We start from the raw sequence: 24,815 nt of genomic DNA, 5'->3' as shown, positions 1-24,815 counted from the left end.
GTGATGCTGATAATCTTGCTGACTATCAGTCCAAATTCACAAGCACCCACACGAATTGCTTGATTCAATTGTTAAAGAGCGGTTGGTTAAGAGCTTTTCGTCTCAACCGAGGCGCGCATTCTACGCTTTCCTCTCAGCCTGTCAAGCGTTTATTTTGAAGTTTTTCAGAATTTCTCTTTCAACTTCAAACACTTGACTCGCTGCGATCTCTCGTCAGCGGGAGGCGAATTCTACAGCGTTACAACCTGCTGTCAACTGCCTTTTTTCACCGCTTTCGGTGGAGACCGAAACACTTCCTACGCTACCTGAAACTTCTAACTCGTTGAATCTCAAGGAGTTTTACGTTTCGACTGCGCCGGAAGTGGGGCGAATTATAGACAGATAAAACTGGGCGTCAAGCACTTATTGCAACAAAGTTGCCATCTCGGTCAAAAGCGCTGAAAAGCGAAGAAGGGCGGCCTTGCCGCCCTTCTTCTATATAGCTCGCGTTACAGACTCGGGAACGCGAACTGCGAAGCCTCATGGCTGGCACGTTGCGGCCAGCGCTGGGTGATCGCCTTGCGCCGGGTGTAGAAGCGCACGCCGTCCGGGCCATACGCATGCAGGTCGCCGAACAGCGAACGCTTCCAGCCGCCGAAGCTGTGGTAAGCCACAGGCACCGGCAGCGGCACGTTGACGCCGACCATGCCCACTTCGATCTCGTCGCAGAACAGCCGCGCCGCTTCACCGTCACGGGTGAAGATGCAGGTGCCGTTGCCGTACTCGTGATCGTTGATCAGTTGCATGGCCTCTTCCAGGCTGCCGACACGGACGATGCACAGCACCGGTCCGAAGATCTCTTCTTTATAGATGCGCATTTCCGGCGTGACGCGATCGAACAGCGTGCCGCCAACGAAGTAACCGTCTTCATGACCGGCCACGCGATAACCGCGACCATCCACCACTAGCTCGGCACCCGCCGCCAGGCCATCGTCGATATAGCCAACGACCTTGTCCCGCGCAGCCGCAGTTACCAGCGGCCCCATGTCCAGGCCACAGGAAGTGCCAGCGCCAATCTTCAGCCCCTTGATCTGCGGAACCAGCTTGGCCACCAGCGCATCGGCAACCTGGTCACCCACGCACACAGCAACGGAGATGGCCATGCAACGCTCGCCACAGGAACCATAGGCAGCGCCCATCAGCGCGCTGACCGCATTGTCCAGATCCGCATCCGGCATCAACACCGCATGGTTCTTCGCGCCGCCCAGCGCCTGGACGCGCTTGCCGCGCTTGGTGCCTTCGGAATAGATGTACTCGGCAATCGGGGTCGAGCCCACGAAACTCAGCGCTTTGACTTCCGGCGCTTCGATCAGTGCGTCCACGGCTTCCTTGTCGCCATGCACGACGTTCAGCACGCCCTTCGGCAGGCCGGCTTCCTGCAGCAGTTGAGCGATCAGTAGGGTCGAACTCGGATCACGCTCCGATGGTTTGAGAATAAAGGTGTTACCGCAGGCGATCGCCAGTGGGTACATCCACAGCGGCACCATGGCCGGGAAGTTGAACGGGGTGATGCCAGCAACCACGCCCAGCGGCTGGAAGTCGGACCAGGCATCAATGTTCGGACCCACGTTGCGGCTGTACTCGCCCTTCAGCACCTCAGGAGCGGCGCAGGCGAACTCAACGTTCTCGATCCCGCGCTTCAGCTCACCGGCGGCGTCTTCCAGGGTCTTGCCGTGCTCTTCGCTGATGAGCTGGGAGATGCGTGCTTCGTTCTGCTCCAGCAATTGCTTGAAACGGAACATGACCTGGGCGCGTTTGGCAGGCGGGGTATTGCGCCAGGCCGGGAACGCAACCTTGGCTGCATCGATGGCCTGCTGCACGGTAGCGCGGCTGGCCAGCGACACTTTATGGATCGCCTGGCCAGTGGCCGGGTTGAAAACGTCGGCACTGCGCTCGTTCGGGGAAACCAGCTCGCCATTGATCAGGTGTGCAACGGTGCTCATGCAAAACTCCAGAATTCGGGTTCGGGCAGGCGCAAGACCGCGCCCACCCCGGAAGAGGAAATCAGTCGATGGCGTTCAGGGCTTCGCCCACTGCGTCGAACAGGCGGTCCAGTTCTTGTGGCTTGGTATTGAAGGTCGGGCCGAACTGCAGGGTGTCGCCGCCGTAACGGACATAGAAGCCGGCTTGCCACAACTTCATCGCCGCTTCGTAAGGACGCACGATGGCGTCGCCGTCCCGCGCGCCGATCTGGATCGCGCCGGCCAGGCCGTAGTTGCGGATATCGATGACGTTCTTGGTGCCCTTGATGCCGTGCAACACGTTCTCGAAGTGCGGCGCCAGTTCGGCGGCGGACTGCACCAGGTTTTCCTTCTGCAACAGGTCCAGTGCGGCGATACCGGCCGCGCAGGCCACTGGGTGCGCCGAGTAGGTGTAGCCGTGGGGGAATTCCACCGCGTACTCAGGCGTTGGCTGATTCATGAAGGTCTGGTAGATCTCGCTGCTGGCGATCACCGCGCCCATAGGGATGGCGCCGTTGGTGACCTGCTTGGCGATACACATCAGGTCCGGGGTCACGCCGAAGGCATCGGCACCGAACATCGCGCCCATGCGACCGAAGCCGGTGATGACTTCGTCAAAGATCAGCAGGATGTTGTGCTGGTCGCAAATTTCCCGCAGACGTTTCAGATATCCCTTAGGCGGCGGCAGGACGCCGGCGGAGCCAGCCAGCGGCTCGACGATCAGCGCGGCGATGTTGGACGCATCGTGCAGCTCGATCAACTTGAGCATCTCATCGGCCAGGGCGATACCGCCCTCTTCTGGCATGCCTTTGCTGAAGGCGTTGCCCGGCAGCACGGTGTGCGGAATGTGGTCGACATCGAGGAACTGGCCAAACAGTTTACGGTTGCCATTCACACCGCCCAGGCTGGTGCCGGCGATGTTCACGCCGTGGTAACCACGGGCACGGCCAATCAGCTTGGTCTTGGTGGCCTGGCCTTTCAGGCGCCAGTAGGCACGGACCATCTTCACCGCAGTGTCACAACACTCGGAACCAGAGTTGGTATAGAAGACGTGATTGAGGTTGCCAGGCGTCAGGTCGGTGATCTTCTCGGCCAACTGGAACGACAGCGGATGACCGAACTGGAACGCTGGCGAATAGTCCAGCACACCCAACTGACGAGAAACGGCTTCCTGGATTTCCTTGCGGGTGTGACCGGCGCCGCAGGTCCACAGGCCCGATAGCGCGTCGAAAATCTTGCGGCCTTTGTCATCGACCAGATAGTTGCCTTCAGCGGCGACGATCAGGCGCGGATCGCGCTGGAAATTACGGTTTGCAGTGTAAGGCATCCAGTGCGCATCCAGCTTCAGCTGGCTAGCCAGACCGGCGGGAGCGTTTTCAGGCAGGTTCATCGTCAAGACCTCGCAAGGCGGATTGAACAGCATTCGAAGAAAGCGTTGTGTTGCCGATACGTTGTCACGGCTATAAAGTCTGGAAAACTGTACTTTTCTAATCCTCAGTTCACTGGACACTAAACTATGAGCCGTCGCCCGGAGCCGCTTTCCCAAGTCAGTGATTTCGACATCCGGCTACTGAAGATTTTCCGCAGCGTTGTTGAATGTGGCGGCTTCTCTGCGGCGGAGAACGTGCTTGGGATCGGGCGCTCGGCGATCAGCCAGCAAATGGGCGATCTGGAACAACGCCTCGGGCTGCGCCTTTGTCAGCGCGGGCGTGCCGGTTTCTCGCTGACCGAGGAAGGTCGGGAGGTCTATCAGTCGGCGCTGCAGTTGCTCAGCGCACTGGAGAGTTTCCGCACCGAGGTCAACGGCCTGCACCAGCATCTACGCGGCGAGTTGAACATCGGCCTGACCGACAATCTGGTGACCATGCCGCACATGCGCATCACCCATGCCCTCGCCCAGCTCAAGGACCGTGGCCCGGACGTGCGCATCCGCATCCGCATGATCCCGCCGAGCCAGGTCGAACAAGGCGTGCTCGACGGCAGCCTGCATGTCGGCGTGGTGCCGCAGGCCAGCCCGCTGTCCGGGCTCGAATACCAGCCGTTGTACAGCGAGCGTTCACTGCTTTATTGCGCGGTGGGCCACCCGCTGTTCTATGCCGATGACCGCCAACTGGACGACCAGCGCCTCAACAGCCAGGACGCCATCGCCCCGACCTTCCGGCTCCCTGCGGAAATCCAGGAGCACTACCAGGCACTTCACTGCACCGCCAGCGCGTCTGACCGCGAAGGCATGGCGTTCCTGATCCTCACCGGACGCTACATCGGCTACCTACCGGATCACTATGCGACCTTCTGGGTGCAGCAGGGGCGCCTGCGTGCACTCAAACCCAGCGAGCGTTTTTACGACCTGAGCCTGGCCTGGGTAACACGCAAGGGGCGGCGCCCTCACTTGGTGCTGGAGAGCTTCCTCGAGAGTCTGGCTGCGACACGATGAGACGCATTTGCGATATTCTGCCGCTTCGCGCTTGTCTGCCCGCTGCGGCTGGGGTATCAGTGCAGGTGCCTCTATTTCCCAGCTCTTGCCGGAATCGCCCATGACCCTCGAAGTGCCCGCCCACCGCCCCTTGGCCGCCAAGCCCGCCGGGCGAATTCGCCAGAAGAACGAGCAAGCCATCATCCAGGCCGCCGAGGACGAATTCGCACGGCACGGCTTCAAAGGCACCAGCATGAACACCATCGCCCAGAACGCCGGGCTGCCCAAAGCCAACCTGCACTACTACTTCACCAACAAGTTGGGGCTGTACATCGCGGTCCTGAGCAACATCATCGAGTTGTGGGACAGCACCTTCAACGCCCTGAGCGTCGATGATGACCCGGCCGAGTCCCTCGCCCAGTACATCCGCGCCAAGATGGAGTTCTCGCGACGCAACCCACAGGCCTCGCGGATCTTCGCCATGGAGATCATCAGCGGCGGCCAGTGCCTGAGCGACTACTTCAGCCAGGACTACCGCGAATGGTTCAAAGGCCGGGCCGCGGTGTTCCAAGGCTGGATCGATGCCGGCAAGATGGACCGGGTCGACCCGGTTCACCTGATCTTCCTGCTCTGGAGCAGCACCCAGCACTACGCCGACTTCGCCACCCAGATCTGCCAGGTCACCGGCCGCAGCCGCCTGACCAAGCAAGACATGGAAGAAGCCGGCAACAATCTTATCCACATCATCCTCAAAGGCTGTGGCCTGACGCCGCCGAACTGACACCCGCTTATGCCTTCTACCCTGCTGGACACTTGCGAATACCGCGAAGAGATTCGCAAGAGCCGCTTCATTACCTTGGCCGCGCCCATCAGCACGCCTGGCGACGCCCAGGCGTTCATCGAGCAGAACAGCGACCTCGCCGCCACCCATAACTGCTGGGCCTGGAAGATCGGCGAGCAATACCGCAGCAGCGACGACGGCGAACCCGGCGGCACTGCCGGTCGGCCGATACTCGCCGCCATCGAAGCCCAGGACTGTGATCAAGTGGTAGTGCTGGTGATCCGCTGGTACGGCGGCATTCAGTTGGGCACCGGCGGACTGGCCCGGGCCTACGGCGGCGGCGCCAACAAGTGCCTGCAACAGGCGCCGAAGCGCCTGCTGGTCAGTCGTACGGAGCTCAAGTGCAGTTGCTCGTTCAGCGAATTGGCGTTGCTCAAGTTACGGGTGAGCGAAGCCGATGGCGTGGTGCTGGGCGAGGAGTTCACCTCAAATGGCGTCGATGTCCGCCTCGCCCTTGGCGCAGCGCAGATCGATACCGTGCAGCGGCAGTTGGCGGACCTCAGCCGTGGCCGAATCCTGCTCGAGCCCTGCTGAACGATTTGCCCACATGTGCTGTGGGCCCGGTTGTGGATAACCTCTGCGCACTCCTCTACAGGCCTTGTCCAGCAAGGCCTGCAGGGAAACGATCAGATTTTGATCACAATCTGATGACAACCGCTTATTCGTCCAAAAATCAGCCGCTTAAGTCCGGTTATCAGCGTTGGAAAGCAACGAATCCGGGTCTGGATCCCCCGCGCGGTGTTGCACACAAATACTGTGGAGCAAGTTGTGGATAAACCGTGCACGCCTGCGCCAATCGCTTGCCTGGCCGTCACGCGGGGCAGTTGATCGTTTTTTGATCATCCGAGTTTTCCACAGCGCGTATTGGCCACAACTGCAGCGCCGCCCAGGCCAACTCCATCACCAGAATCCCCCAGATCAATTCGGTCGCGCCCTGCATCAGCGCATACGCTTGCCAACTGGCGAACAGCAATCGGCCCGCGGCGTCATAGCGACCGAATTGCACCTGTGGATCGCGAATACGCAGCACAGACCAGACGCAGACAATCGAGCCCATCAGGTTGGCCATCAACACGTGCATCGGGGCGAAGGGCGGCAGTTCTCCCGCCAATCCCCAACCGGCGCTCAACTGGCTCAACGCACCGTGCAACAAGGCCAGGCTCCAAGGCGTTACGAATGCCGCCGTGACCAACAGGTCGTACCAGCCACTGGCCCTGACCAAACCCCGATAACCCTTCTGACTCCACATGTGCCGCTCCTTGCTGGAAAGTAAAGGCAGCAGGCTAAAGCCTGGAGTATGCTCCAGGGTCAACCCTTCCTCAGGAATCAATTGTGCGTATCGGAGAACTGGCCCAGACCTGTTCCGTAAGCCGCGACACGTTGCGGTTCTACGAGGAGCGCGGCCTGATCCGCGCCCATCGCAGTGCCAACGGCTACCGCAATTACCCGGCAGAAACCGTGCAACTGGTGCTGCTGATCAAGACCGCGCAGAAGCTCGGTTTCAGCCTTGGCGAAATCAGCCAGAACGTCGCCGAGTTGTGGCAGGCGAAAGACCCGGAAGCGCTGGTCACGCGCTTTATCGAAGACAAGCTGGCACTGGTCGAAGCCCGGATAGAGGCCCTTGATCAGTTGCGCCAGGAGTTGCGTGAACGGCTGCAGCAACGCTGTCCCTTGCGCCTGACGGCGTCCCCCTCATTGAAAGGAGCTCTCGCATGACTAACCCGAAAACCGCCCTGATCATCGGAGCCTCCCGTGGTCTGGGCCTCGGCCTGGCTGAACGCCTGAGCGAAGACGGCTGGAAGGTCGTCGCGACCGTGCGCGACCCGGCCAAGGCCAGTGCACTGGCGGCATTGCCAGGCATCCAGGTGGAAACCTTGGAAATGAACAGCACCACCCAGCTCGACGCCCTGCAAAAGCGTCTCGATGGCCAGGCGTTTGACCTACTGTTCGTCAACGCAGGAGTTAAAGGGCCGGACAATCAAAACGCTGAAGTCGCACAACTGAACGAGATTGGAGAACTGTTCCTGACCAACAGCGTGGCACCGATCCGCGTGGCCCAGCGCTTTGCCGGGCAAGTGCGTGGAAGCGGCGTTATCGCGTTCATGAGTTCTATCCTCGGCAGCATCAGCATTCCCGACGCTCCGGACCTGGCCCTGTACAAAGCCAGCAAGGCCGCACTGAACTCGATGATCAACAGCTTCGTCGTGCGCCTGGGCGAAACCGGCCTGAGCGTGCTGGCCATGCACCCGGGCTGGGTCAAGACCGACATGGGCGGCGACGGCGCCGACATCGACGTGCTCACCAGCACCCGCGGTATGGTCGAGCAAGTCAACGCTTACGCCGGCAAGGGCGGCGTGCATTACATCAACTACAAGGGCGAATCGCTGGTCTGGTGATTTCTCCTGCGAAGGGGCCGTTCCACGCAAAGTGAAACGGCCCGGACAGGTGTCACGGCGCAGCTATAGTTCAACCGGCCGGTCAGGTTTCACCGCCCCGGTCCGACAACCTCTGTAGAATGCGCCGATTGCACCTGATGAGAATTGACCATGTACGACTGGCTTAACGCGCTGCCCAAGGCAGAATTGCACCTGCACCTGGAAGGATCGCTGGAGCCCGAGTTGCTGTTCGCCCTGGCTGAGCGCAACAAGATCGCCCTGCCCTGGAATGATGTCGAAGCCCTGCGCGCGGCTTACGCCTTCAACAACCTGCAAGAGTTTCTCGACCTGTACTACCAGGGCGCCGACGTGCTGCGCACCGAGCAGGACTTCTACGACCTGACCTGGGCCTACCTGCAACGCTGCAAGGCTCAGAACGTCATCCATACCGAGCCCTTCTTCGACCCGCAGACCCACACCGACCGTGGCATTCCCTTCGAAGTGGTCCTCGACGGCATCGCCCGCGCACTCAAGGACGGCCGCGAGCAACTGGGCATCGGCAGCGGGCTGATCCTCAGCTTCCTGCGCCACCTGAGCGAAGAAGAAGCCCAGAAGACCCTCGACCAAGCCCTGCCGTTTCGCGATGCCTTCATTGCCGTGGGCCTCGACAGCTCGGAGAAAGGTCATCCACCGAGCAAGTTCAAGCGCGTCTTCGACCGTGCCCGCAGCGAAGGCTTCCTGAGTGTCGCCCACGCCGGCGAAGAAGGTCCGCCCGAGTACATCTGGGAAGCGCTGGACCTGTTGAAGATCGAGCGTATCGACCACGGCGTGCGCGCCATCGAGGACGAGCGTCTGATGCAGCGCATCATCGACGAGCAAATCCCGCTGACCGTGTGCCCGCTGTCCAACACCAAGCTCTGCGTGTTCGACCACATGAGCCAGCACAACATCCTCGACATGCTCGAACGCGGCGTGAAGGTCACGGTGAACTCGGACGACCCGGCGTACTTCGGCGGTTATGTCACCGAGAACTTCCACGCCCTGCACACCCATCTCGGCATGACCGAAGACCAAGCCCGTCGCCTCGCCCAGAACAGCCTGGACGCCCGCCTCGTCAAAGCCTGAAACGCCTGAACAAACGCTCGGCGACCTTCTCGCCGGGCGTCGTGTTCAGCCCATCGACAGCGGCGCCGGCATGCGGGCGATTTGCTGGATGCCGCGCAGTCCACCGGGGGTCAACTGCACGACCCTGGACTCATCGCTGATCCGCACCCAACCCGACTGAACGAACAACTTCATGAGACTGCTGCCCAACGCGCCGCCCAGGTGCGAGCGTCGGTCGTGGACCTCGCTGCAGCAGTTGCAGAGGCTGCACAGGCGACCATCGCGTGGGGCCAGTGCGTCGATGAAGATGCCCTGGCGAGCGAAATGAACGCGGCCGTGCAGGGTAATTTCCAGTTGCTGCTCGGCCTGTTGCACCCACTGCGCGTCCAGCAGGCGCTGCAGCAGATCAGCCGCCACCTCGCCGCCCAGGTGATCCCAACACAGCCGCGCCCGACGCATTGCCAGCGGCACCGTCACCGGAGCCTGCTCGCGTGATGTCGCCGGCCGCTCGAAGTCGCGGATTGTCACGCTGGCCAGTGCTTCCACGGCAGTGCCGATTTCCGGTGCGGCCAGCCGGAAGTAGCGCTTGCGCCCGCGAGCCTCACGCTTGAGCAGCCCCCCGGCCGACAGCCGGGCCAGATGCGCGCACGCCGAAGAAGGTGTCAGCCCGGCCAGGGTGGCCAGTTCCTCCAGGGGACGCGCCATTCCATCGATAAGTGCCCAGAGCATTGCACTGCGTTTGGGATCGGCCATCAAACTGGCGATCTGGCTGATACTGGCTATCGGTTGCATCTGTCCACTCCCTGCGTAGTTGTCATTGGCGAATGCGGGCTCCTCCCATCTTCAAGCCGGGCAGACAATGGCCCGACCGCCGATACCAGGAAACCGGTACGGTACTTACTCGAGGTAGAAGTTCATGGGGAAAGGGCATCCCGCCCTTGCTTCAACCTGGAAACATTATCCCGATGATGGCAATTGCCCGGTCCAGTATAAGCCTGCTTATTCCGGTGTAAGCGCCGCCTTTTGCGACAAACTGCCCATGCTTTCGCAACCCTGGGTGAAAGCCCGACGCTAGGTGTTCTGCGGGACAACGGCCATTTTTGCGGCGCAAGTGCCTATGTATTCATGGCATCGAGGATGACAGGAAAGTTATCAAGGCAAATTGAATAGTTACTTTACCTACATTCAAAGTAATAACTTCCTTCATACATATGCGCAGTGTATGTCGGACATGAAAACGAATGATTAACCTGCCTCTGTTTTCAACTCATCCAGCAACAACCGGCAGCGCTCCTTGAGCAGGGCGCTCAAGCGTTGGACCGGCTTGCTCAACTGCGCCCGGTGAGTGCACAGCAGGTTCAGCGGCGTGGACTCGCCGCGATAGTGCCCAAGCAATACCCGCAGGCGGCCGGCCCGCACATCGGCGGCCACATCCAGCCAGGATTTGTAGGCGATCCCGACACCTGCCAGGGCCCAGCGCCGCACCACATCGGCGTCGTCGCAGAAACGGTCGCCGCTGACCAGCACGCTTTCCTCGCGGCCCTGCAACTGGAAACGCCAGTGGTCATGCACGCCGCTGCCCAACTGATAGAGCAGGCAGTTGTGATCGCTCAGTTGGGCGATGCTGCGCGGCTCGCCATGTTGCGCAAGATAGTCCGGCGCGGCGCAGAGCACACGGCGGTTGTCCAGGCACAGCGGCACCGCGACCAGGCTGGAATCCTCCGGGGTGCCGTAGCGCAGGGCGATATCCACCGGCTGGCGGAACAGGTCGGCGTTGCGGTCGCCCAGCAACAGGCGCACGTTGAGCAGCGGATGGGCACGCTGCAGTTCGTCCAGCCAGGGCAGCAGCACGTTGCGGCCAAAGTCCGAAGGCGCCGATAACTGCAACACCCCGCTGATTTCATCCTGCTCGCGGGCCAGCAGGCGCCGTCCTTCGTCGAGGCTGGCCAGGGCCGCCCGGGCGTGCGCGAGAAAGCCCTCGCCCTCGGCGGTCAGGCGCAGACTGCGGGTGGAGCGGGCCAGCAAACGCGCACCGAGTTGCGCCTCCAGGCGCTTGAGCGCCGCGCTGGCCACCGCCGGCGACAGGTCGAGCAAGCGCGCCGCCGCCGACAGGCTGCCGTGCTCGGCGGCACTGACGAATAATTGCAGGTCATCGAAGCGCAGCAAGGCGGCCTCCATTTTCAAAATTATTTTGAAAGTTTCTGCGGTTTTAGCGGCTTTTAACTGGAAACGAAAGGGTCAATGATGGCCAGCATCCGTTCACGAGGAATCCCCTGATGAAAGCCGTTGCCTATTACCAGTCGCTGCCGATCGAAGACGCCGCCGCCCTGCAGGACATTGAACTGCCGGCCCCCGAACCCGGCCCGCGCGACTTGCTGGTGGAAGTCCGGGCAATCTCGGTCAACCCGGTGGACACCAAGGTGCGCCGCAACGCCCAACCCGAAGGTGGCGCGGCCAAGGTGCTGGGCTGGGATGTCGCCGGGGTGGTCAAGGCGGTGGGCAGTGAAGTCAGCCTGTTCCAGCCGGGCGACAAGGTCTATTACGCCGGCTCTATCGCCCGCGCCGGAGGCAACAGCGAACTGCACGTGGTCGACGAGCGCATCGTTGGCCACATGCCGAAAACCCTGAGTTTCGCCGAAGCCGCTGCCCTGCCACTCACTGCGATTACTGCCTGGGAACTGCTGTTCGAGCGCCTGCAGGTCGCCGAAGGCAAACAGGACCTGGGGCAGAGCCTGCTGATCGTTGGCGCCGCCGGCGGTGTTGGTTCGATCCTCACCCAACTGGCCAGCCAGCTCACCGGCCTGCGGGTGATCGGCAGTGCTTCACGGGAGCAAACCCAACAGTGGGTGCGCGAGCTGGGTGCCGATCATGTGGTCGACCATCGCCAGCCACTGGCCGCAGAGTTGAAGGCGCAAGGGATCGATCAGGTCACCCATGTCGCCAGCCTGACCCAGACCGATGAACACCTCGATCAACTGGTCGAAGCCCTGGCGCCGCAAGGCAAGCTGGCGCTGATCGACGATCCGAAGCAACTGGACGTGACCAAGCTCAAGCGCAAGAGCCTGTCGCTGCACTGGGAGTTCATGTACACCCGTTCGCTATTCGAAACCCCGGACATGCTGGAACAGCACAAGTTGCTCAACCGGGTGGCCGAACTGATCGACGCCGGCACCCTGAAGACCACCCTCGGCGAGCATTTCGGTCAGATCAACGCCGCCAACCTGCGCCGCGCCCACGCATTGCTGGAGAGCGGCAGCGCCAAAGGCAAGATCGTACTCGAAGGCTTCTGAGGCATCCGACGCACGGCATGACCGTCAGTCCGCGGATTGCTCGAGGTCATGCCGTCTGCGCGAACACGGCGTCTACAATGCGGCAGCCTTTGCCAACCGGAGGTATGCCGCGATGAAGATTGTGCTTAATGCGTCAGGCAAAAAACCGGGCTGCCCTTGGGAAGTCCGGCTCGATCAGCATGTGGTGAGTTTTCGCAGCGAGGCCGAAGCCCGGGCCTTTATAAATACCCTTCAAGCCCGGCTTCAGGCGCCGCATCCGCTCAGGCGCTACGCTTGAGTTGCAGGCGGCGGGTCAATACCGCCGCTGTCACCGCCCCGGCACCGCACAGGGTGATAACCAACGCCATGGGGAGCGCGGTGCCGTCGTGCAACGCGCTCACCAGCCCAGCCGCTCCTGCCGCCACACTGAACTGCAGACAACCCAGCAATGCCGAGGCACTGCCGGCGCGGGCGCCCTGCCCGTTCATCGCGCAGGCCGAGGCGTTGGGAATGATGCAACCCAGGCTGGCGATACACAGGAACAACGGCACCAACAGCGGCCACAGCGCTTGCGTGTGCAGCGCGCTGATGCCCAACACCACCAGGCCCGCCGCCAGATACACCCAGATCGTGCGCGCCAGCAGCGAGCTGGGCGCGCGCTTGGCCAACAGGCGGGCGTTGACCTGTGCCACCAGAATGAACCCCGCCGCGTTCATGCCGAACAGCCAGCCGTAGTGCTCGGCTGGCACGCCGTACAACTTGATGAAGACGAACGGTGAACCGGCGACGTAGGCAAACATCCCGGCCATGGCGATCCCGCCGGTCAGGGCGTAACCGAGAAACACTCCATCCTTGAGCAGCCGCCCGTATTGCCCCAGCGCCCCGGACAACGGTGGCCGTGGCTGATTCGCCGGCAGGCTTTCCGGCAAGCCCCAGGCCACGGTCAGCGCACAGACGGCACTGAACAGGGTCAGGGCGATGAAGATCGACTGCCAGCCATAGAGGTTGACCAGCACCCCGCCGAGCATCGGCGCGAGGATCGGCGCCAGCCCCATCACCAGCATCAATTGCGAGAACACTTTCGCCGAGCCGACCGCGTCGCACTTGTCGCTGACGATCGCCCGCGACAGCACCATCCCCGCGCAGCCGCCCAGGGCCTGGACGAAGCGCGCGACCACCAGCGTATCCAGGCTTGGCGCGAAGGCGCAGGCCAGCGATGCCAGGGTGAACAAGGTGACGCCGGCCAACAGCGGGATGCGCCGGCCAAAGCGGTCGGCTACCGGACCGTAGGCCAGTTGGCCGATGGACAGGCCGAGAAAGTACGCCGCCAAGGTGGTCTGGATATGTTTTTCATCGGTGCCAAAGGCCACCGCCATCGCGGGAAAGCCGGGCAGATAGAAGTCGATCGCCAACGGCCCGAACGCACTGAGTGCGCCGAGTATGAGGATGGTTCGCAGGTTCATCGGGAATCCGTAGCAGGCTAAGCAAGTTGGCTAGTCTAACTGGCCCGCGGGGTTCTCGCTGAAGGAGTTATAAGGAAATTCTTTTCGACCCTCATCGCCGGCAAGCAGGGGCGCCGGCCGGCGATGAAGCAGGATCAGTCAGATCGCCCGCGCTTCGTAGCCTTCTTCGCGGATCAGCTCGAGAATCTGCTCCGAGGGCAATTCGCTCTTCACCGACACCTGTTTCTGCGCCAGATCGACGGTGACTTGCGCCGTCGCATCTTCACGCTGTACCGCGTTGGTCACGGCCTTGACGCAGTGGCCGCAGGTCATGCCTTGCACATTGAATACTTGCATCGTCGCTACCTCCTGGTTGGATTTGGTCGCAGTTTCAAGCTTGCCACCGGGGCAAGGTCAAGTTTGTCGTGGCGCTGCCGGGCTGGAAATCCTCGCCCGCCTCGGCCAAGCTGCGTGCTTGTCGATTCATCAGCAGGAGATTCACCCATGGGCAAGGCAGCGTTGGGCCTTCTCGGTGTGCTGGGGCTGTTCAGCAGCGTTTCCCCGGCCATCGCTGAAAGTCAGGACTACAGCGTGCTGATCATTTCCCGCGAGCGCCTGGAAGTGGCCACCACATGCGAGATCGGGATTTACCTCAACGACCAGCTCTCCGGTCGCGTATTCCAGGAAGACTCCGTCTCCTTCAATCTGCCGGCCGGCCAGGTGGATATCCGTCTGCGTCTGCTGCCCGGCCAGGCACCAGGCTGCGACAACGGCATCGAAAACCAGCGTAGCCAGCGATTCACCCTGCAGAACGGCCAGATCAATAAATACCGCATCGCCTCGGGCCAGAATGGCCTCTACCTGAAGAAGGCCGACTTGAACTATTGACCTTGCCAGCATGGCAAGGTTGATGCTGGCGGCCAGTCCACGGAGGAGAGCCCCCATGCCCGAGTCAATCACCTTCGACCTGCCGATCTCCGGCATGACCTGCGCCAGTTGCGCGGGTCGGGTGGAGCGGGCGCTGCGCAAAGTCGCCGGCGCCGAGCAGGTCAACGTCAACCTCGCCACCGAGCAGGCCCGCATCCTGGCCCCGGCTGACCGCCTGCCGGCGCTAGTGGAAGCGGTCAGCCAGGCTGGCTACAGCGTGCCGCTGCAGAGCCTTGAGTTGCAGATCGGCGGCATGACCTGCGCGTCCTGCGCCGGCCGTGTCGAGCGGGCCCTGAACAAGGTGTCCGGCGTGCAATCGGTCAGCGTCAACCTGGCCAGCGAGCGTGCCCATGTCGAAGTCATCGGCCAACCCGACAGCAGCCTGCTGATTGCCGCCGTCGAGCGCGCCGGCTACAGCGCCAGCCTTCCGCAAACCGGCAACACGGCCGTGGATGACAGCGAACGGCGCCTGCGCCACGAGCGCTGGGCGGTGGGCCTGGCGTTGCTGCTGGCCCTGCCGCTGGTGTTGCCGATGCTGCTGCAACCCTTCGGTATCGAGTGGATGCTCCCGGCCTGGGCGCAGTTCGCCCTGGCCACGCCCGTGCAGTTCGTGCTCGGTGCGCGGTTCTATGTAGCGGCCTGGAAAGCGGTGCGCGCCGGTGCCGGCAACATGGACCTGCTGGTCGCCCTCGGCACCAGCGCCGGCTACGGCCTGAGCCTGTACGAATGGAGCCAGGCCCACGCCGGCATGGCGCCGCACCTGTATTTCGAAGCCTCGGCGGTGGTCATCGCGCTGGTACTGCTGGGCAAATACCTGGAAAGCCGCGCCAAGCGCCAGACCGCCAGCGCCATCCGCGCCCTCGAAGCGTTGCGCCCGGAGCGCGCGCTGCAAGTGGTGGACGGTGTGGAACGCGATGTACCGATCAGCGCACTGCGCCTGGACGACCTGGTGCTGGTCAAGCCCGGTGAGCGCTTTCCGGTGGACGGCGAGGTCATCGAAGGCCAGAGCCACGCCGATGAAGCCCTGATCAGCGGCGAGAGCCTGCCGGTGCCCAAGCAGCCGGGTGATCGTGTCACCGGCGGCGCCATCAACGGCGAAGGCCGGCTGCTGGTCCGCACCCTCGCGCTGGGCACGGAAACCGTGCTGGCGCGGATCATTCGACTGGTGGAAGACGCCCAGGCGGCCAAGGCGCCGATCCAGAAACTGGTGGACCGGGTCAGCCAGGTCTTCGTGCCGACGGTGCTGGTGCTGGCGCTGGTCACCCTGATCGGCTGGTGGTTGGCCGGCGCCTCCATGGAAGTGGCGCTGATCAATGCCGTCGCCGTGCTGGTGATCGCCTGTCCGTGCGCCCTCGGCCTGGCAACGCCCACCGCGATCATGGCCGGCACCGGCGTGGCCGCGCGCCACGGCATCCTCATCAAGGACGCCGAAGCCCTCGAACGCGCCCATGCGGTGAACCGCGTGGTCTTCGACAAGACCGGCACCCTGACCTCCGGCAGCCCGCGCATCGTCCACAGCCAGGCACTGGCGGTGTCAGCCGATGAACTGCTGCAACTGGCCGGCGCCCTGCAGCGCGGCAGCGAGCACCCGCTGGCCAAGGCGGTGCTGGATGCCTGTGCCGAACAGCAACTGAACGTACCCGAGACCCAGGACAGCCAGTCGCTGACCGGTCGCGGTATCGCCGGCAGCCTCGACGGCCGCTCGCTGGCGCTGGGCAACCGCCGCCTGCTGGATGAAAGCGGCCTGCAACCGGGCGAACTGGCGAGCAGCGCGCAAGCCTGGGAAGCCGAGGGCCGCACCTTGTCCTGGCTGATCGAGCATGCTCCGCAGGCGCGGGTGCTGGGCCTGTTCGCCTTCGGTGACAGCCTCAAGCCCGGCGCCGAGCAGGCCGTGAAGCAACTGGCCGCGCAAGGCATCAGCAGCCACCTGCTGACTGGCGACAACCGCGGCAGCGCCAAGGTGGTGGCCGAGGCGCTGGGCATCAAGGACGTGCACGCCGAAGTGCTGCCCGCGGACAAAGCCGCCGAAGTCGGCGCACTGAAGAAGACCGGCGTGGTGGCGATGGTCGGCGACGGCATCAACGACGCCCCGGCCCTGGCCGCCGCCGATATCGGCATTGCCATGGGCGGCGGCACCGACGTTGCCATGCAGGCTGCCGGCATCACCCTGATGCGCGGTGACCCGCGCCTTGTGCCCGCGGCGCTGGAAATCAGCCGCAAGACCTACGCGAAGATTCGCCAGAACCTGTTCTGGGCCTTCATCTACAACCTGATCGGAATTCCCTTGGCGGCCTTCGGCCTGCTCAACCCGGTACTGGCCGGCGCGGCGATGGCACTGTCGAGCGTCAGCGTGGTGAGTAACGCCCTGCTGCTCAAGACCTGGAAACCGGACACGCCGACAGAGGAGCAAAAGCCATGAATATCGGCCAGGCGGCCAAGCGCACGGGCCTGAGCGCGAAGATGATCCGCTATTACGAGTCCATCGGCCTGCTCAAGCCGGCTTCGCGCAGCGACAGCGGCTACCGTCTTTACCGGCAGGACGACCTGCACAGCCTGACGTTCATCAAACGCTCGCGGGACCTGGGATTTTCGTTGGAAGAAGTGGCGAAGCTGCTGACCCTGTGGCAAGACCGCCAGCGCGCCAGCGCCGACGTGAAGGCGCTGGCCAGCGAACATATCGCCGACCTCAACCGGCGTATCGAAGAGTTGGTGAGCCTGCGCGACACCCTCAGCGAACTGGTCGCCCACTGCCAGGGCGATGATCGCCCCGACTGCCCGATCCTCAAGGATCTGGCAGCCGGTTGCTGTCACTGACTCACTGCATCCAAGGCGGCGGGGGCTCCTCGCCCTTGGTCGGGCCATGCTCGGCATCGGCCCTCGCAGCCTTGCGCCGCTCGTCGTCGATCCGCGCCGCTTCGATTTCCCGCATCACGCCGTTCACATCGGCGGTGTGCTCATCGTCTTTCCACTGTCCGCTCAGGACGCTGTCCGGTTGCAGCTCGCCCGCCTGGTACAGCGACCACATCTCGCGGGCAAAGCGGGTTTCCTTGAGCTCCGGGGCGAAGCGCCCGAAGTAGTGGGCCATGTTCGCCACATCCCGCTCCAGCATGCTGAAAGCGTGGTTGTTGGCGGCGGCGTCCACGGCCTGCGGCAGGTCGATGATCACCGGGCCTTCCGGGTCGAGTAGTACGTTGAACTCGGAAAGGTCACCGTGCACCAGGCCCGCGCACAGCATCAGCACGATCTGCCGAATGACGAAAGCGTGGTACTCACGGGCCTGTTCCGGCTCCAGGTCGACATCGTTGAGTCGCGGCGCGGCTTGGCCGTCCTCGCCTGCGACCAGTTCCATCAACAGCACGCCGTCGAGAAAATCGAAGGGCTTGGGCACCCGCACGCCGGCACTGGCCAGGCGGAACAACGCCGCCACTTCGGCGTTCTGCCAGGCATCTTCAGCTTCCTTGCGGCCGTATTTCGAGCCCTTGGCCATCGCCCGGGCCTGGCGGCTGTTACGCACCTTGCGCCCTTCCTGGTACTCGGCAGCCTGGCGGAAACTGCGTTTGTTCGCTTCCTTGTAGACCTTGGCGCAGCGCAGTTGCTGGCCGCAACGCACTACGTACACCGCTGCTTCCTTTCCGCTCATCAGCGGGCGCAGCACTTCATCTACCAGACCGTCTTCGATCAGCGGTTCTATCCGTTTGGGAGTCTTCATCGGCTTTTGTTCTTGCTCCTGTCTCTGCCACTGATGGATGCGCTGCCGTGGCGCCGCGCGCACACGATAGCTCAGGCGCCCTGCCGGAAACGGACCCGGATCAAGGGCGAGGGGTTTCAATTTACGTCAGCTCAATTTCTGAACAGTTCCCCGGGAGTGGCACCAAACAACCCTTTGAAGGCCGCGATGAAGGCCGAGGTCGAGTCATAACCACAGCCCAGCGCCGCCTGGGTGACACTCTGGCCCTGTTCGAGGGCGTCGAGGGACGATAACAGACGCATGCGCTGGCGCCACGCACGAAAACTCAAACCGGTCTCGCGCTGGAACAGCCGCATCAGGGTTTTTTCCGAGCGCCCCAGGCGCTGCGCCCAGTGTTCAAGGGTGTGCGTCTGCTCAGGGTGGGCCAGCAATTCGTTGCATAACCGCAACAAACCGGGGTGTTGCGGTGAAGGCAGCGAGAAGCCCACCTCCGGCAAACGCTGCAACTGATCGAGCAAGACCTGTACCAGATGGGCCTCGTGGCTGTCGCCTTCGGGGTAGTCCACCGGGTACACGCAAAACTGCTTGATCAACTCCCGCGCCAGCGGCGTCACCTCCAGCACCCGGCAGTGCGATGCAGCCCAGGACGAATCTTCGCTGCGCACATACAGGCTGCGCATCTCCGCCCGCGTCGAGGTGATCACCTCATGCTCGACCCCGGCCGGAATCCACACGCCCCACTGCGGCGGGGCGAAATAGCTGCCCTCGACGGTATGCACCCCGAGCACTCCGCTGATGGCGTAGGAAAACTGCACCCAATCGTGCCGATGACGCGGCGTCCAGGAGCCGGCGCCGAGGCTTTCGGCACGGGCATACAGCGGCCGCGGCAGCGCCGTCAGGTCGGGAATCCGACGAGGGGCGGAATTTTGTCCGTTACTCGGCATCGCTTGGCCTTATGTCGCAAGACGGAAACTGACGGGCAGGTTAGCCTCAACCACGATTATTACAAGATGATTCGAAGGTCCGCCTATGCAAGCACTCAAGCACCTCAAGCGCGTGGTTACCGACTGGTTCCTCTGCGGTATGTTCCTGGCCACGTTTCTCGCCTGGCTGTTCCCGCACTTCGGCGCGGCGGGCGGGGCGATGCATGCCGAATACGTGATCAATATCGGCGTGTTCGTGGTGTTCTTCCTCCACGGCATCAACCTGTCCAGCGAGCAGATCCGCCACGGCCTGAAAAACACCCGCCTGCACCTGATGGTGCAGCTCTTCACCTTCGTGGTTTTCCCGCTGCTGTGGCTGCTGGGCAAGACACTGCTCGGCAGCCAGGTTCCGGCGCTGCTGATGCTCGGCTTCCTGTACCTGTGCGCCCTGCCCTCGACCATTTCGTCCTCGGTGGCACTGACCGGCAGCGCCGGCGGCAACGTGCCGGCGGCGATTCTCAACGCCAGCCTGTCCAGCGTGCTGGGGATCTTCATCACGCCATGGCTGGTGAGCCTGGTGGTGGGGAGCGGCAGCGACGGCATCGACCTCGGCGCCACCCTGCTCGACCTCTGTGGCCTGCTGCTGGCCCCACTGCTGCTGGGCCAGGCGCTGCGGCCCTGGCTGGGACGCTTCTTCGCCCGGCACAAGCGCTACACCAATGTCATGGACAAGCTGGTGATCCTGCTGCTGGTCTACGCGGCGTTCTGCAACTCGATGATGTCGGGCATGTGGCAGCAACAAGGGCTGTCGGTGATCGTCACCGCCCTGGTCGGCAGCGCGGTGCTGCTGGCGCTGGTCCTGTGGCTGACCACCCGCAGCGCGCGGGCGCTGAAATTCAGCCGTCCCGACGAGATCGCCGCGGTGTTCTGCGCCAGCAAGAAGTCCCTGGCCGCCGGGGCGCCGATGGCCGCGCTGATTTTCGGCGCTCACCCGGGCCTGGGACTGATCCTGCTGCCGATCATGATCTATCACCCGCTGCAACTGATCGTCTGCTCGATCATGGCCGAGCACTACGCCAGCCAGCCGGCCCGGGAAGCGGCCGCCCTGATCAGCGCTCGATAATCGCCGTCACGCCCTGACCGCCCGCGGCGCAGATGGAAATCAGCCCGCGGCCCTGACCCGCCTGGTCGAGCAGCTTGGCCAGGTTGGCGACAATACGCCCGCCCGTAGCAGCGAACGGATGGCCGGCGGCCAACGAGCTGCCCTTCACGTTCAACCGGCTGCGATCGATGGACCCCAGCGGCTGGTCGAGGCCCAGCCGCTCGCGGCAGTAGTCGGCGTCTTCCCAGGCTTTCAAGGTGCACAGCACCTGCGCGGCGAAGGCTTCGTGGATTTCGTAGTAATCGAAGTCCTGCAGGCTCAGGCCGTGGCGCGCGAGCAGCCGCGGCACCGCGTAAACCGGCGCCATCAGCAGCCCTTCTTGGCCTTTGACGAAATCCACCGCGGCGCTTTCGCCATCCAGCAGGTAGGCCAGCACCGGCAAGCCGCGCTCTTTCGCCCAGTCCTCGCTCGCCAACAGCACCACCGAGGCACCGTCGGTGAGCGGCGTCGAGTTGCCGGCGGTGAGCGTGCCCTTCTCGCTGCGCTCGAACACCGGCTTGAGGCTGGCGAGTTTTTCCAGGGTCAGGTCCGGGCGCAGGTTGTGGTCGCGGGACAAGCCCTGGAACGGCGTCAGCAAATCGTTGTGCCAGCCTTCGGCGAAGGACGCGGCCATGTTCTGGTGGCTGCGCAGCGCCAGTTCGTCCTGTTCCTGACGGCCGATCTGCCAGGTCTGCGCCATCAGCTCGCAATGCTCGCCCATGGACAGCCCGGTACGCGGCTCGCCATTACGCGGCAGTTCGGGTTTCAGGTAGCTCGGGCGAAACTTGAGCAGGGCCTTGAGTTTCTCTCCCGTGCTCTTGCCGCGATTGGCTTCCAGCAGCACCCGGCGCAGGCCTTCGTTGACGGCGATGGGTGCATCGGAGGTGGTGTCGACGCCGCCGGCAATGCCGCATTCGATCTGCCCCAAGGCAATCTTGTTGGCAACCATCAACGCCGCTTCCAGACCGGTGCCACAGGCCTGCTGAATATCGTAGGCCGGGGTCTGCGCCGACAGGCGCGAGCCAAGCACGCATTCACGGGTCAGGTTGAAATCGCGGGAATGCTTGAGCACCGCCCCCGCGGCGACTTCGCCCAGGCGCAGGCCGTGCAGGCTGAAGCGCTCGATCAGCCCTTCCAGGGCAGCGGTCAGCATCACCTGATTGCTGGCGTGGGCATAAGGACCGTTGGAGCGGGCGAAAGGGATTCGATTGCCGCCAATGATCGCGACCCGGCGCAAAACTCGCATAGAAAACTTTCCTTACTTCGCGAAATAGACGCCTACAGCGTAGGTGTTTTTTCCCGGAGCGAACGACCAATGGCCGATCATGGTCCACACTTTGTGGCTTATTTCAGGGAGACGTACTCATGAGCGATCGCTATATCAACTTCGCCAACTCCGATTTCGGACGCCGTGTAGTCGGTGCTGTCGGCCTGCCCGCGCCAGCCCGCCTGGAGCGCTGGGAAGCCGGTCGGCTACGCCCGGTGGAGGGCGCCCTGCTGCTCGGCGGCGGGCCGCTGGCGGCGAAGGTGGCGGCGTTCGCCAATCGTCTCACTGACGAGTCCTACAGCTTCGCCGACGAAACCCTGGGCTTGCCGGCCTGGGTCGCCGGGCTGGGCAGCAAGCTCAAGGCGGTGGTGTTCGATGCCAGCGCCATCAGCGATATCGATCAGCTCAAGCAGTTGCGCGAGTTCTTCCAGCCGCTGCTGCGCAGCCTCGCCGGCAGCGCGCATATCGTCATTCTCGGGCGTGCGCCGGAACACCTCGACGAGGTACTGGCAAGGGTCGCCCAGCGCGCCCTTGAAGGTTTCAGCCGGTCGCTGGCCAAGGAGCTGCGCAACGGCGGCACCCTGCAACTGCTCTATGTGTCCCGCGATGCGGAAGACCAGCTCGAAGGCGCGCTGCGTTTCTTCCTTTCGCCGAAAAGCGCGTTCATCAGCGGCCAGGTGTTGCGCCTGGAAGCCTGCGCCAGCGAGGTGCAGGACTGGACCCGCCCGCTCGCCGGGCGCACGGCGCTGGTGACCGGCGCGGCGCGCGGCATTGGTGCGTCCATCGCCGAAACCCTGGCCCGGGATGGTGCCGATGTCGTGCTGCTGGACGTACCGCAGGCCAGCGATGATCTGCACGCCCTGGCCGAGCGTCTCGGCGGCCGTGCCTTGCCGCTGGATATCTGCGCCAGCGACGCAGCGACGCAACTGCTCGAAGGCCTGCCGGAGGGCATCGATATCGTCGTGCACAACGCCGGCATCACCCGCGACAAGACCCTCGCCAACATGACCCCGGAATACTGGGACTCGGTGCTGGCGGTCAACCTCAAGGCCCCGGCCGTGCTGACCCAGGCCCTGCTCGACGGCGGCGCCCTGCACGACAACGCGCGGATCGTCCTGCTCGCCTCCATCAGCGGGATCGCCGGCAATCGCGGGCAATCCAACTACGCGGCGAGCAAGGCCGGCCTGATCGGCCTCGCGCAGGCCTGGGCGCCGCTGCTAGCCGAGCGCGGCGCCAGCATCAACGCCGTGGCGCCGGGGTTTATCGAAACCCGCATGACCGCGGCAATTCCCTTCACCCTGCGCGAAGCCGGGCGGCGCATGAGCTCCCTCGGCCAGGGCGGCCTGCCGCAGGACGTCGCCGAAGCAGTCGCCTGGTTGTCGCAGCCGGGCAGCGGCGCGGTCAACGGCCAAGTGCTGCGGGTGTGCGGCCAAGCCGTGATGGGGGCCTGACCATGACCCAGACCTGGCACGACGTTGGTCACACCGCCGGCCTTTCCGGGCTGTACCTGAAGGCCGCGAGCAAGCGCAAGATCAGCGGCGACACGCTGCCGACCACCGGCCTGCGCTGCTCGCTCAGCGTCGATGAACGCAATCTGGCCGCTTACCGCAAGCTCTGCCTGTTCAGCAACGACGGCCGCCTGCCGCCGACTTATCCACATGTGATGGCGTTCGCCCTGCAATTGCAGTTGCTGACGGACAAAGCGTTTCCGTTTCCGCTGCTGGGGCTGGTGCACCTGAGCAATCGCATCTGTGTGCTGCGCCCGTTGGGCGGCGTGTCGCGGCTGCGCTTCGCGGTGTCTGTGGATAACCTTCAGCCTCACGAAAAAGGCGCCACCTTCGACCTGCGCACCGACGCCGAAGACGGCCTCGGGCTGCTCTGGTCGGAGAGCAGCCGCATGCTTTGTCGCGGCATGAAACTCGAAGGTGAGCCGCCCGTGGCGCAAGAGCTGGCGCAACTGGAAATGAGCGAGCTGACCCGCTGGTATGCCGACAGCGATATCGGCCGGCATTACGCCAGGGTCTGCGGCGACTACAACCCCATCCACCTCAGCGCCGCGACCGCGAAGCTGTTCGGTTTTCCACAGGCCATCGCCCACGGCATGTGGAGCAAGGCCGTGGCCCTGGCTCACCTGCGCGGGCACTTGCCGCGCAGTGGCTATGAAGTGGCGGTGGATTTTCACAAGCCGGTGCGGCTGCCGAGCGAGGTCATCCTCGATGGCAGCAAAGAGGCGCCGAGCGGGCAGTTCCGCTTGAGCGGGCATGGCGGGCTGGTGCATGTGAGCGGCACATGGCGACCGCTCGATTAGACACGCATCGCTTGCCAGCCACCCGCTTCCCCCTGAAGCTATACCGCCTCAGGAGACCCCACATGAATCTGCAAGAACTCACTCAACGGCTGCACCGCATCCGCGACAACAATGACTGGCGTGGTTTTCACAGCCCGAAAAACCTGGCCATGGCCGCCAGCGTTGAAATGGCCGAGCTGGTGGAAATCTTCCAGTGGCTGAGCGAGGACCAGTCGCGGCAGTTGTCCGCCGAACAGCTGGAACACGCCGGCCAGGAAGTGGGCGATGTGGTGCTCTACCTGCTGTTGCTGTGCAGCGAACTGGGGCTGGACCTGGAGCAGGTGGTGCGCGCCAAACTGGCCGACAGCGAGAGGCGCTTCGCCAAATGAACGACCGTCATTTCGATGCCCTGGCGACCCGCTTCGCCGAGAAGATCTACGGCGGCGCCAAAGGCGCGATCCGCCTCGCGGTGCTCCAGGCAGACCTCGCCGAGTGCCTGCCGGATCGCCCATTGCGGGTGCTGGATATTGGCGCGGGCCTGGGCCACATGTCGTTGTGGCTGGCCGAGCGCGGGCATCACCTGACGCTGGCCGAACCCGCCGCGCCGATGCTCGACGGCGCCCGCGAGCGCTTCGCGGCCGCCGGCCAGCCGGCTACCTTCATCCAGGCGCCGTGGCAGGACCTGCTCGGCGAACTGACCGAGCCCTATGACCTGGTGATCTGCCACGCGGTGCTGGAATGGCTCGCCGAGCCGGAAACCATCCTGCCAGTGCTGCATCAGCTCACCCGCCCCGATGGCCTGTTGTCGCTGGCGTTCTACAACCGCGACGCGCTGGTCTACCGCAACCTGCTCAAAGGCCATTTCCGCAAGATGCGGCGCAACACCCTGGCCGGTGAAAAGCAGAGCCTGACGCCACAGAAACCCCTTGATCCGCGCGAACTCAGGGCGCAAGTTGAAGGTCTATGGCAGATAGACACCGAGAGCGGCGTGCGCGTGTTCCATGACTATATGCCCACGGAATTCCAGGCCCGCGCCGAACTGATCGACCTGCTCGAAATGGAACTGGCCCACCGTCGTCACCCGGCCTTCGCCGGCCTCGGTCGTTACCTGCACTGGATATGTCGACCCCGTTAGGGC

General features: G+C 63.5%; 25 protein-coding genes. 15 read left to right on the top strand and 10 right to left on the bottom strand.

Annotated features, from left to right (window positions below):
- Positions 1-488: 488 nt before the first annotated feature.
- Positions 489-1,982 carry a CoA-acylating methylmalonate-semialdehyde dehydrogenase gene (locus CKW37_RS13045; RefSeq protein WP_095156092.1) on the bottom strand — a complete coding sequence of 498 codons (1,494 nt, stop codon included), beginning with the start codon at positions 1,980-1,982 and terminating at the stop codon, positions 489-491.
- Between the two features lie 61 nt (positions 1,983-2,043).
- Positions 2,044-3,390, bottom strand: coding sequence for an aspartate aminotransferase family protein (locus CKW37_RS13040; RefSeq protein ID WP_095156121.1), 1,347 nt, complete (start codon positions 3,388-3,390; stop codon positions 2,044-2,046).
- Between the two features lie 126 nt (positions 3,391-3,516).
- Between CKW37_RS13040 and CKW37_RS13035 the strand changes: the two genes are divergently transcribed.
- The 3 genes from CKW37_RS13035 (at position 3,517) to CKW37_RS13025 (ending at position 5,788) form a co-directional block, all read left to right on the top strand.
- Positions 3,517-4,434 (top strand): LysR family transcriptional regulator, encoded by a 918-nt coding sequence (locus CKW37_RS13035; protein WP_095156091.1) that lies wholly within the window; start codon positions 3,517-3,519, stop codon positions 4,432-4,434.
- 100 nt (positions 4,435-4,534) lie between these two features.
- The gene (locus CKW37_RS13030; RefSeq protein ID WP_095156090.1) at positions 4,535-5,194 is read left to right on the top strand and encodes a TetR/AcrR family transcriptional regulator; all 660 of its coding nucleotides are present in this window, start codon (positions 4,535-4,537) and stop codon (positions 5,192-5,194) included.
- A gap of 9 nt (positions 5,195-5,203) precedes the next feature.
- Positions 5,204-5,788, top strand: a complete 585-nt coding sequence (locus tag CKW37_RS13025; protein WP_095156089.1) for a YigZ family protein — start codon at positions 5,204-5,206, stop codon at positions 5,786-5,788.
- Positions 5,789-6,065: 277 nt separating this feature from the next.
- Here the strand turns inward: CKW37_RS13025 and CKW37_RS13020 are convergent, their stop codons facing one another.
- On the bottom strand, positions 6,066-6,503 hold the full coding sequence (locus tag CKW37_RS13020; RefSeq protein WP_095156088.1) for a hypothetical protein: 438 nt from the start codon (positions 6,501-6,503) through the stop codon (positions 6,066-6,068).
- Between the two features lie 83 nt (positions 6,504-6,586).
- Here CKW37_RS13020 and CKW37_RS13015 point away from each other — a divergent pair, with 83 nt between their 5' ends.
- The 3 genes from CKW37_RS13015 to CKW37_RS13005 all read left to right on the top strand — a co-directional run bounded on the left by CKW37_RS13015 (position 6,587) and on the right by CKW37_RS13005 (position 8,754).
- Positions 6,587-6,970, top strand: a complete 384-nt coding sequence (locus tag CKW37_RS13015) for a MerR family transcriptional regulator (RefSeq protein ID WP_095156087.1) — start codon at positions 6,587-6,589, stop codon at positions 6,968-6,970.
- A complete protein-coding gene (locus CKW37_RS13010) occupies positions 6,967-7,650 on the top strand; it encodes an SDR family oxidoreductase (RefSeq protein ID WP_095156086.1) in 684 nt (227 codons plus the stop codon). Before CKW37_RS13015 ends, CKW37_RS13010 begins: the two co-directional genes overlap by 4 nt.
- 150 nt (positions 7,651-7,800) lie before the next feature.
- Entirely contained in the window at positions 7,801-8,754 is a 954-nt protein-coding gene (locus CKW37_RS13005; protein ID WP_095156085.1) for an adenosine deaminase, read from the top strand.
- Between the two features lie 45 nt (positions 8,755-8,799).
- Here CKW37_RS13005 and CKW37_RS13000 read toward each other — a convergent pair whose 3' ends face one another.
- Together CKW37_RS13000 and CKW37_RS12995 are read right to left on the bottom strand one after the other, a co-directional pair.
- Positions 8,800-9,525, bottom strand: coding sequence for a helix-turn-helix transcriptional regulator (locus tag CKW37_RS13000; protein WP_095156084.1), 726 nt, complete (start codon positions 9,523-9,525; stop codon positions 8,800-8,802).
- A 453-nt stretch (positions 9,526-9,978) separates the two neighbouring features.
- Positions 9,979-10,899, bottom strand: coding sequence for a LysR family transcriptional regulator (locus tag CKW37_RS12995; RefSeq protein WP_095156120.1), 921 nt, complete (start codon positions 10,897-10,899; stop codon positions 9,979-9,981).
- A 110-nt stretch (positions 10,900-11,009) separates the two neighbouring features.
- Here CKW37_RS12995 and CKW37_RS12990 point away from each other — a divergent pair, with 110 nt between their 5' ends.
- On the top strand, positions 11,010-12,023 hold the full coding sequence (locus CKW37_RS12990) for a zinc-binding alcohol dehydrogenase family protein (protein ID WP_095156083.1): 1,014 nt from the start codon (positions 11,010-11,012) through the stop codon (positions 12,021-12,023).
- A gap of 260 nt (positions 12,024-12,283) precedes the next feature.
- Here the strand turns inward: CKW37_RS12990 and CKW37_RS12985 are convergent, their stop codons facing one another.
- Positions 12,284-13,465, bottom strand: coding sequence for a multidrug effflux MFS transporter (locus tag CKW37_RS12985; RefSeq protein ID WP_095156082.1), 1,182 nt, complete (start codon positions 13,463-13,465; stop codon positions 12,284-12,286).
- Positions 13,466-13,603: 138 nt separating this feature from the next.
- Positions 13,604-13,801, bottom strand: a complete 198-nt coding sequence (locus tag CKW37_RS12980) for a heavy-metal-associated domain-containing protein (protein WP_095156081.1) — start codon at positions 13,799-13,801, stop codon at positions 13,604-13,606.
- A gap of 147 nt (positions 13,802-13,948) precedes the next feature.
- Here CKW37_RS12980 and CKW37_RS12975 point away from each other — a divergent pair, with 147 nt between their 5' ends.
- From CKW37_RS12975 to cueR, 3 genes are read left to right on the top strand one after another with little or no spacing between them, the layout of a single operon-like run.
- Positions 13,949-14,332 carry a hypothetical protein gene (locus CKW37_RS12975; RefSeq protein ID WP_095156080.1) on the top strand — a complete coding sequence of 128 codons (384 nt, stop codon included), beginning with the start codon at positions 13,949-13,951 and terminating at the stop codon, positions 14,330-14,332.
- A 55-nt stretch (positions 14,333-14,387) separates the two neighbouring features.
- Complete coding sequence (locus tag CKW37_RS12970) at positions 14,388-16,790, top strand: heavy metal translocating P-type ATPase (RefSeq protein WP_095156079.1); 2,403 nt, start codon at positions 14,388-14,390, stop codon at positions 16,788-16,790.
- Positions 16,787-17,185, top strand: a complete 399-nt coding sequence (cueR, locus tag CKW37_RS12965; RefSeq protein ID WP_095156078.1) for a Cu(I)-responsive transcriptional regulator — start codon at positions 16,787-16,789, stop codon at positions 17,183-17,185. Before CKW37_RS12970 ends, cueR begins: the two co-directional genes overlap by 4 nt.
- A 1-nt stretch (position 17,186) precedes the next feature.
- Here cueR and CKW37_RS12960 read toward each other — a convergent pair whose 3' ends face one another.
- Together CKW37_RS12960 and CKW37_RS12955 are read right to left on the bottom strand one after the other, a co-directional pair.
- Positions 17,187-18,080, bottom strand: a complete 894-nt coding sequence (locus tag CKW37_RS12960) for a PA4780 family RIO1-like protein kinase (protein ID WP_095156077.1) — start codon at positions 18,078-18,080, stop codon at positions 17,187-17,189.
- Positions 18,081-18,211: 131 nt separating this feature from the next.
- Positions 18,212-19,003, bottom strand: a complete 792-nt coding sequence (locus tag CKW37_RS12955; protein WP_095156076.1) for a helix-turn-helix domain-containing protein — start codon at positions 19,001-19,003, stop codon at positions 18,212-18,214.
- Between the two features lie 85 nt (positions 19,004-19,088).
- Here CKW37_RS12955 and CKW37_RS12950 point away from each other — a divergent pair, with 85 nt between their 5' ends.
- Positions 19,089-20,105, top strand: coding sequence for a bile acid:sodium symporter family protein (locus CKW37_RS12950; RefSeq protein ID WP_095156075.1), 1,017 nt, complete (start codon positions 19,089-19,091; stop codon positions 20,103-20,105).
- Here CKW37_RS12950 and CKW37_RS12945 read toward each other — a convergent pair.
- Positions 20,092-21,369, bottom strand: coding sequence for an acetyl-CoA C-acetyltransferase (locus tag CKW37_RS12945; protein ID WP_095156074.1), 1,278 nt, complete (start codon positions 21,367-21,369; stop codon positions 20,092-20,094). The two genes, CKW37_RS12950 and CKW37_RS12945, sit on opposite strands and share 14 nt — an antisense overlap.
- Positions 21,370-21,488: 119 nt before the next feature.
- Between CKW37_RS12945 and CKW37_RS12940 the strand changes: the two genes are divergently transcribed.
- The 4 genes from CKW37_RS12940 to CKW37_RS12925 all read left to right on the top strand — a co-directional run bounded on the left by CKW37_RS12940 (position 21,489) and on the right by CKW37_RS12925 (position 24,812).
- Positions 21,489-22,841 carry a 3-oxoacyl-ACP reductase gene (locus CKW37_RS12940; protein ID WP_095156073.1) on the top strand — a complete coding sequence of 451 codons (1,353 nt, stop codon included), beginning with the start codon at positions 21,489-21,491 and terminating at the stop codon, positions 22,839-22,841.
- Positions 22,842-22,843: 2 nt separating this feature from the next.
- Complete coding sequence (locus CKW37_RS12935; RefSeq protein ID WP_095156072.1) at positions 22,844-23,698, top strand: MaoC/PaaZ C-terminal domain-containing protein; 855 nt, start codon at positions 22,844-22,846, stop codon at positions 23,696-23,698.
- A 62-nt stretch (positions 23,699-23,760) separates the two neighbouring features.
- Positions 23,761-24,066 carry a MazG-like family protein gene (locus CKW37_RS12930; protein ID WP_095156071.1) on the top strand — a complete coding sequence of 102 codons (306 nt, stop codon included), beginning with the start codon at positions 23,761-23,763 and terminating at the stop codon, positions 24,064-24,066.
- Positions 24,063-24,812, top strand: a complete 750-nt coding sequence (locus CKW37_RS12925) for a methyltransferase (protein ID WP_095156070.1) — start codon at positions 24,063-24,065, stop codon at positions 24,810-24,812. Before CKW37_RS12930 ends, CKW37_RS12925 begins: the two co-directional genes overlap by 4 nt.
- Positions 24,813-24,815: the final 3 nt, after the last annotated feature.

The sequence above is a fragment of the Pseudomonas sp. Irchel 3E13 genome (genome assembly GCF_900187455.1).
Classification (GTDB): Bacteria; Pseudomonadota; Gammaproteobacteria; order Pseudomonadales; family Pseudomonadaceae; genus Aquipseudomonas.
The sequence above is the reverse complement of the archived record's forward strand: the minus strand, read 5'-3'. Positions and strand labels throughout refer to the sequence as shown.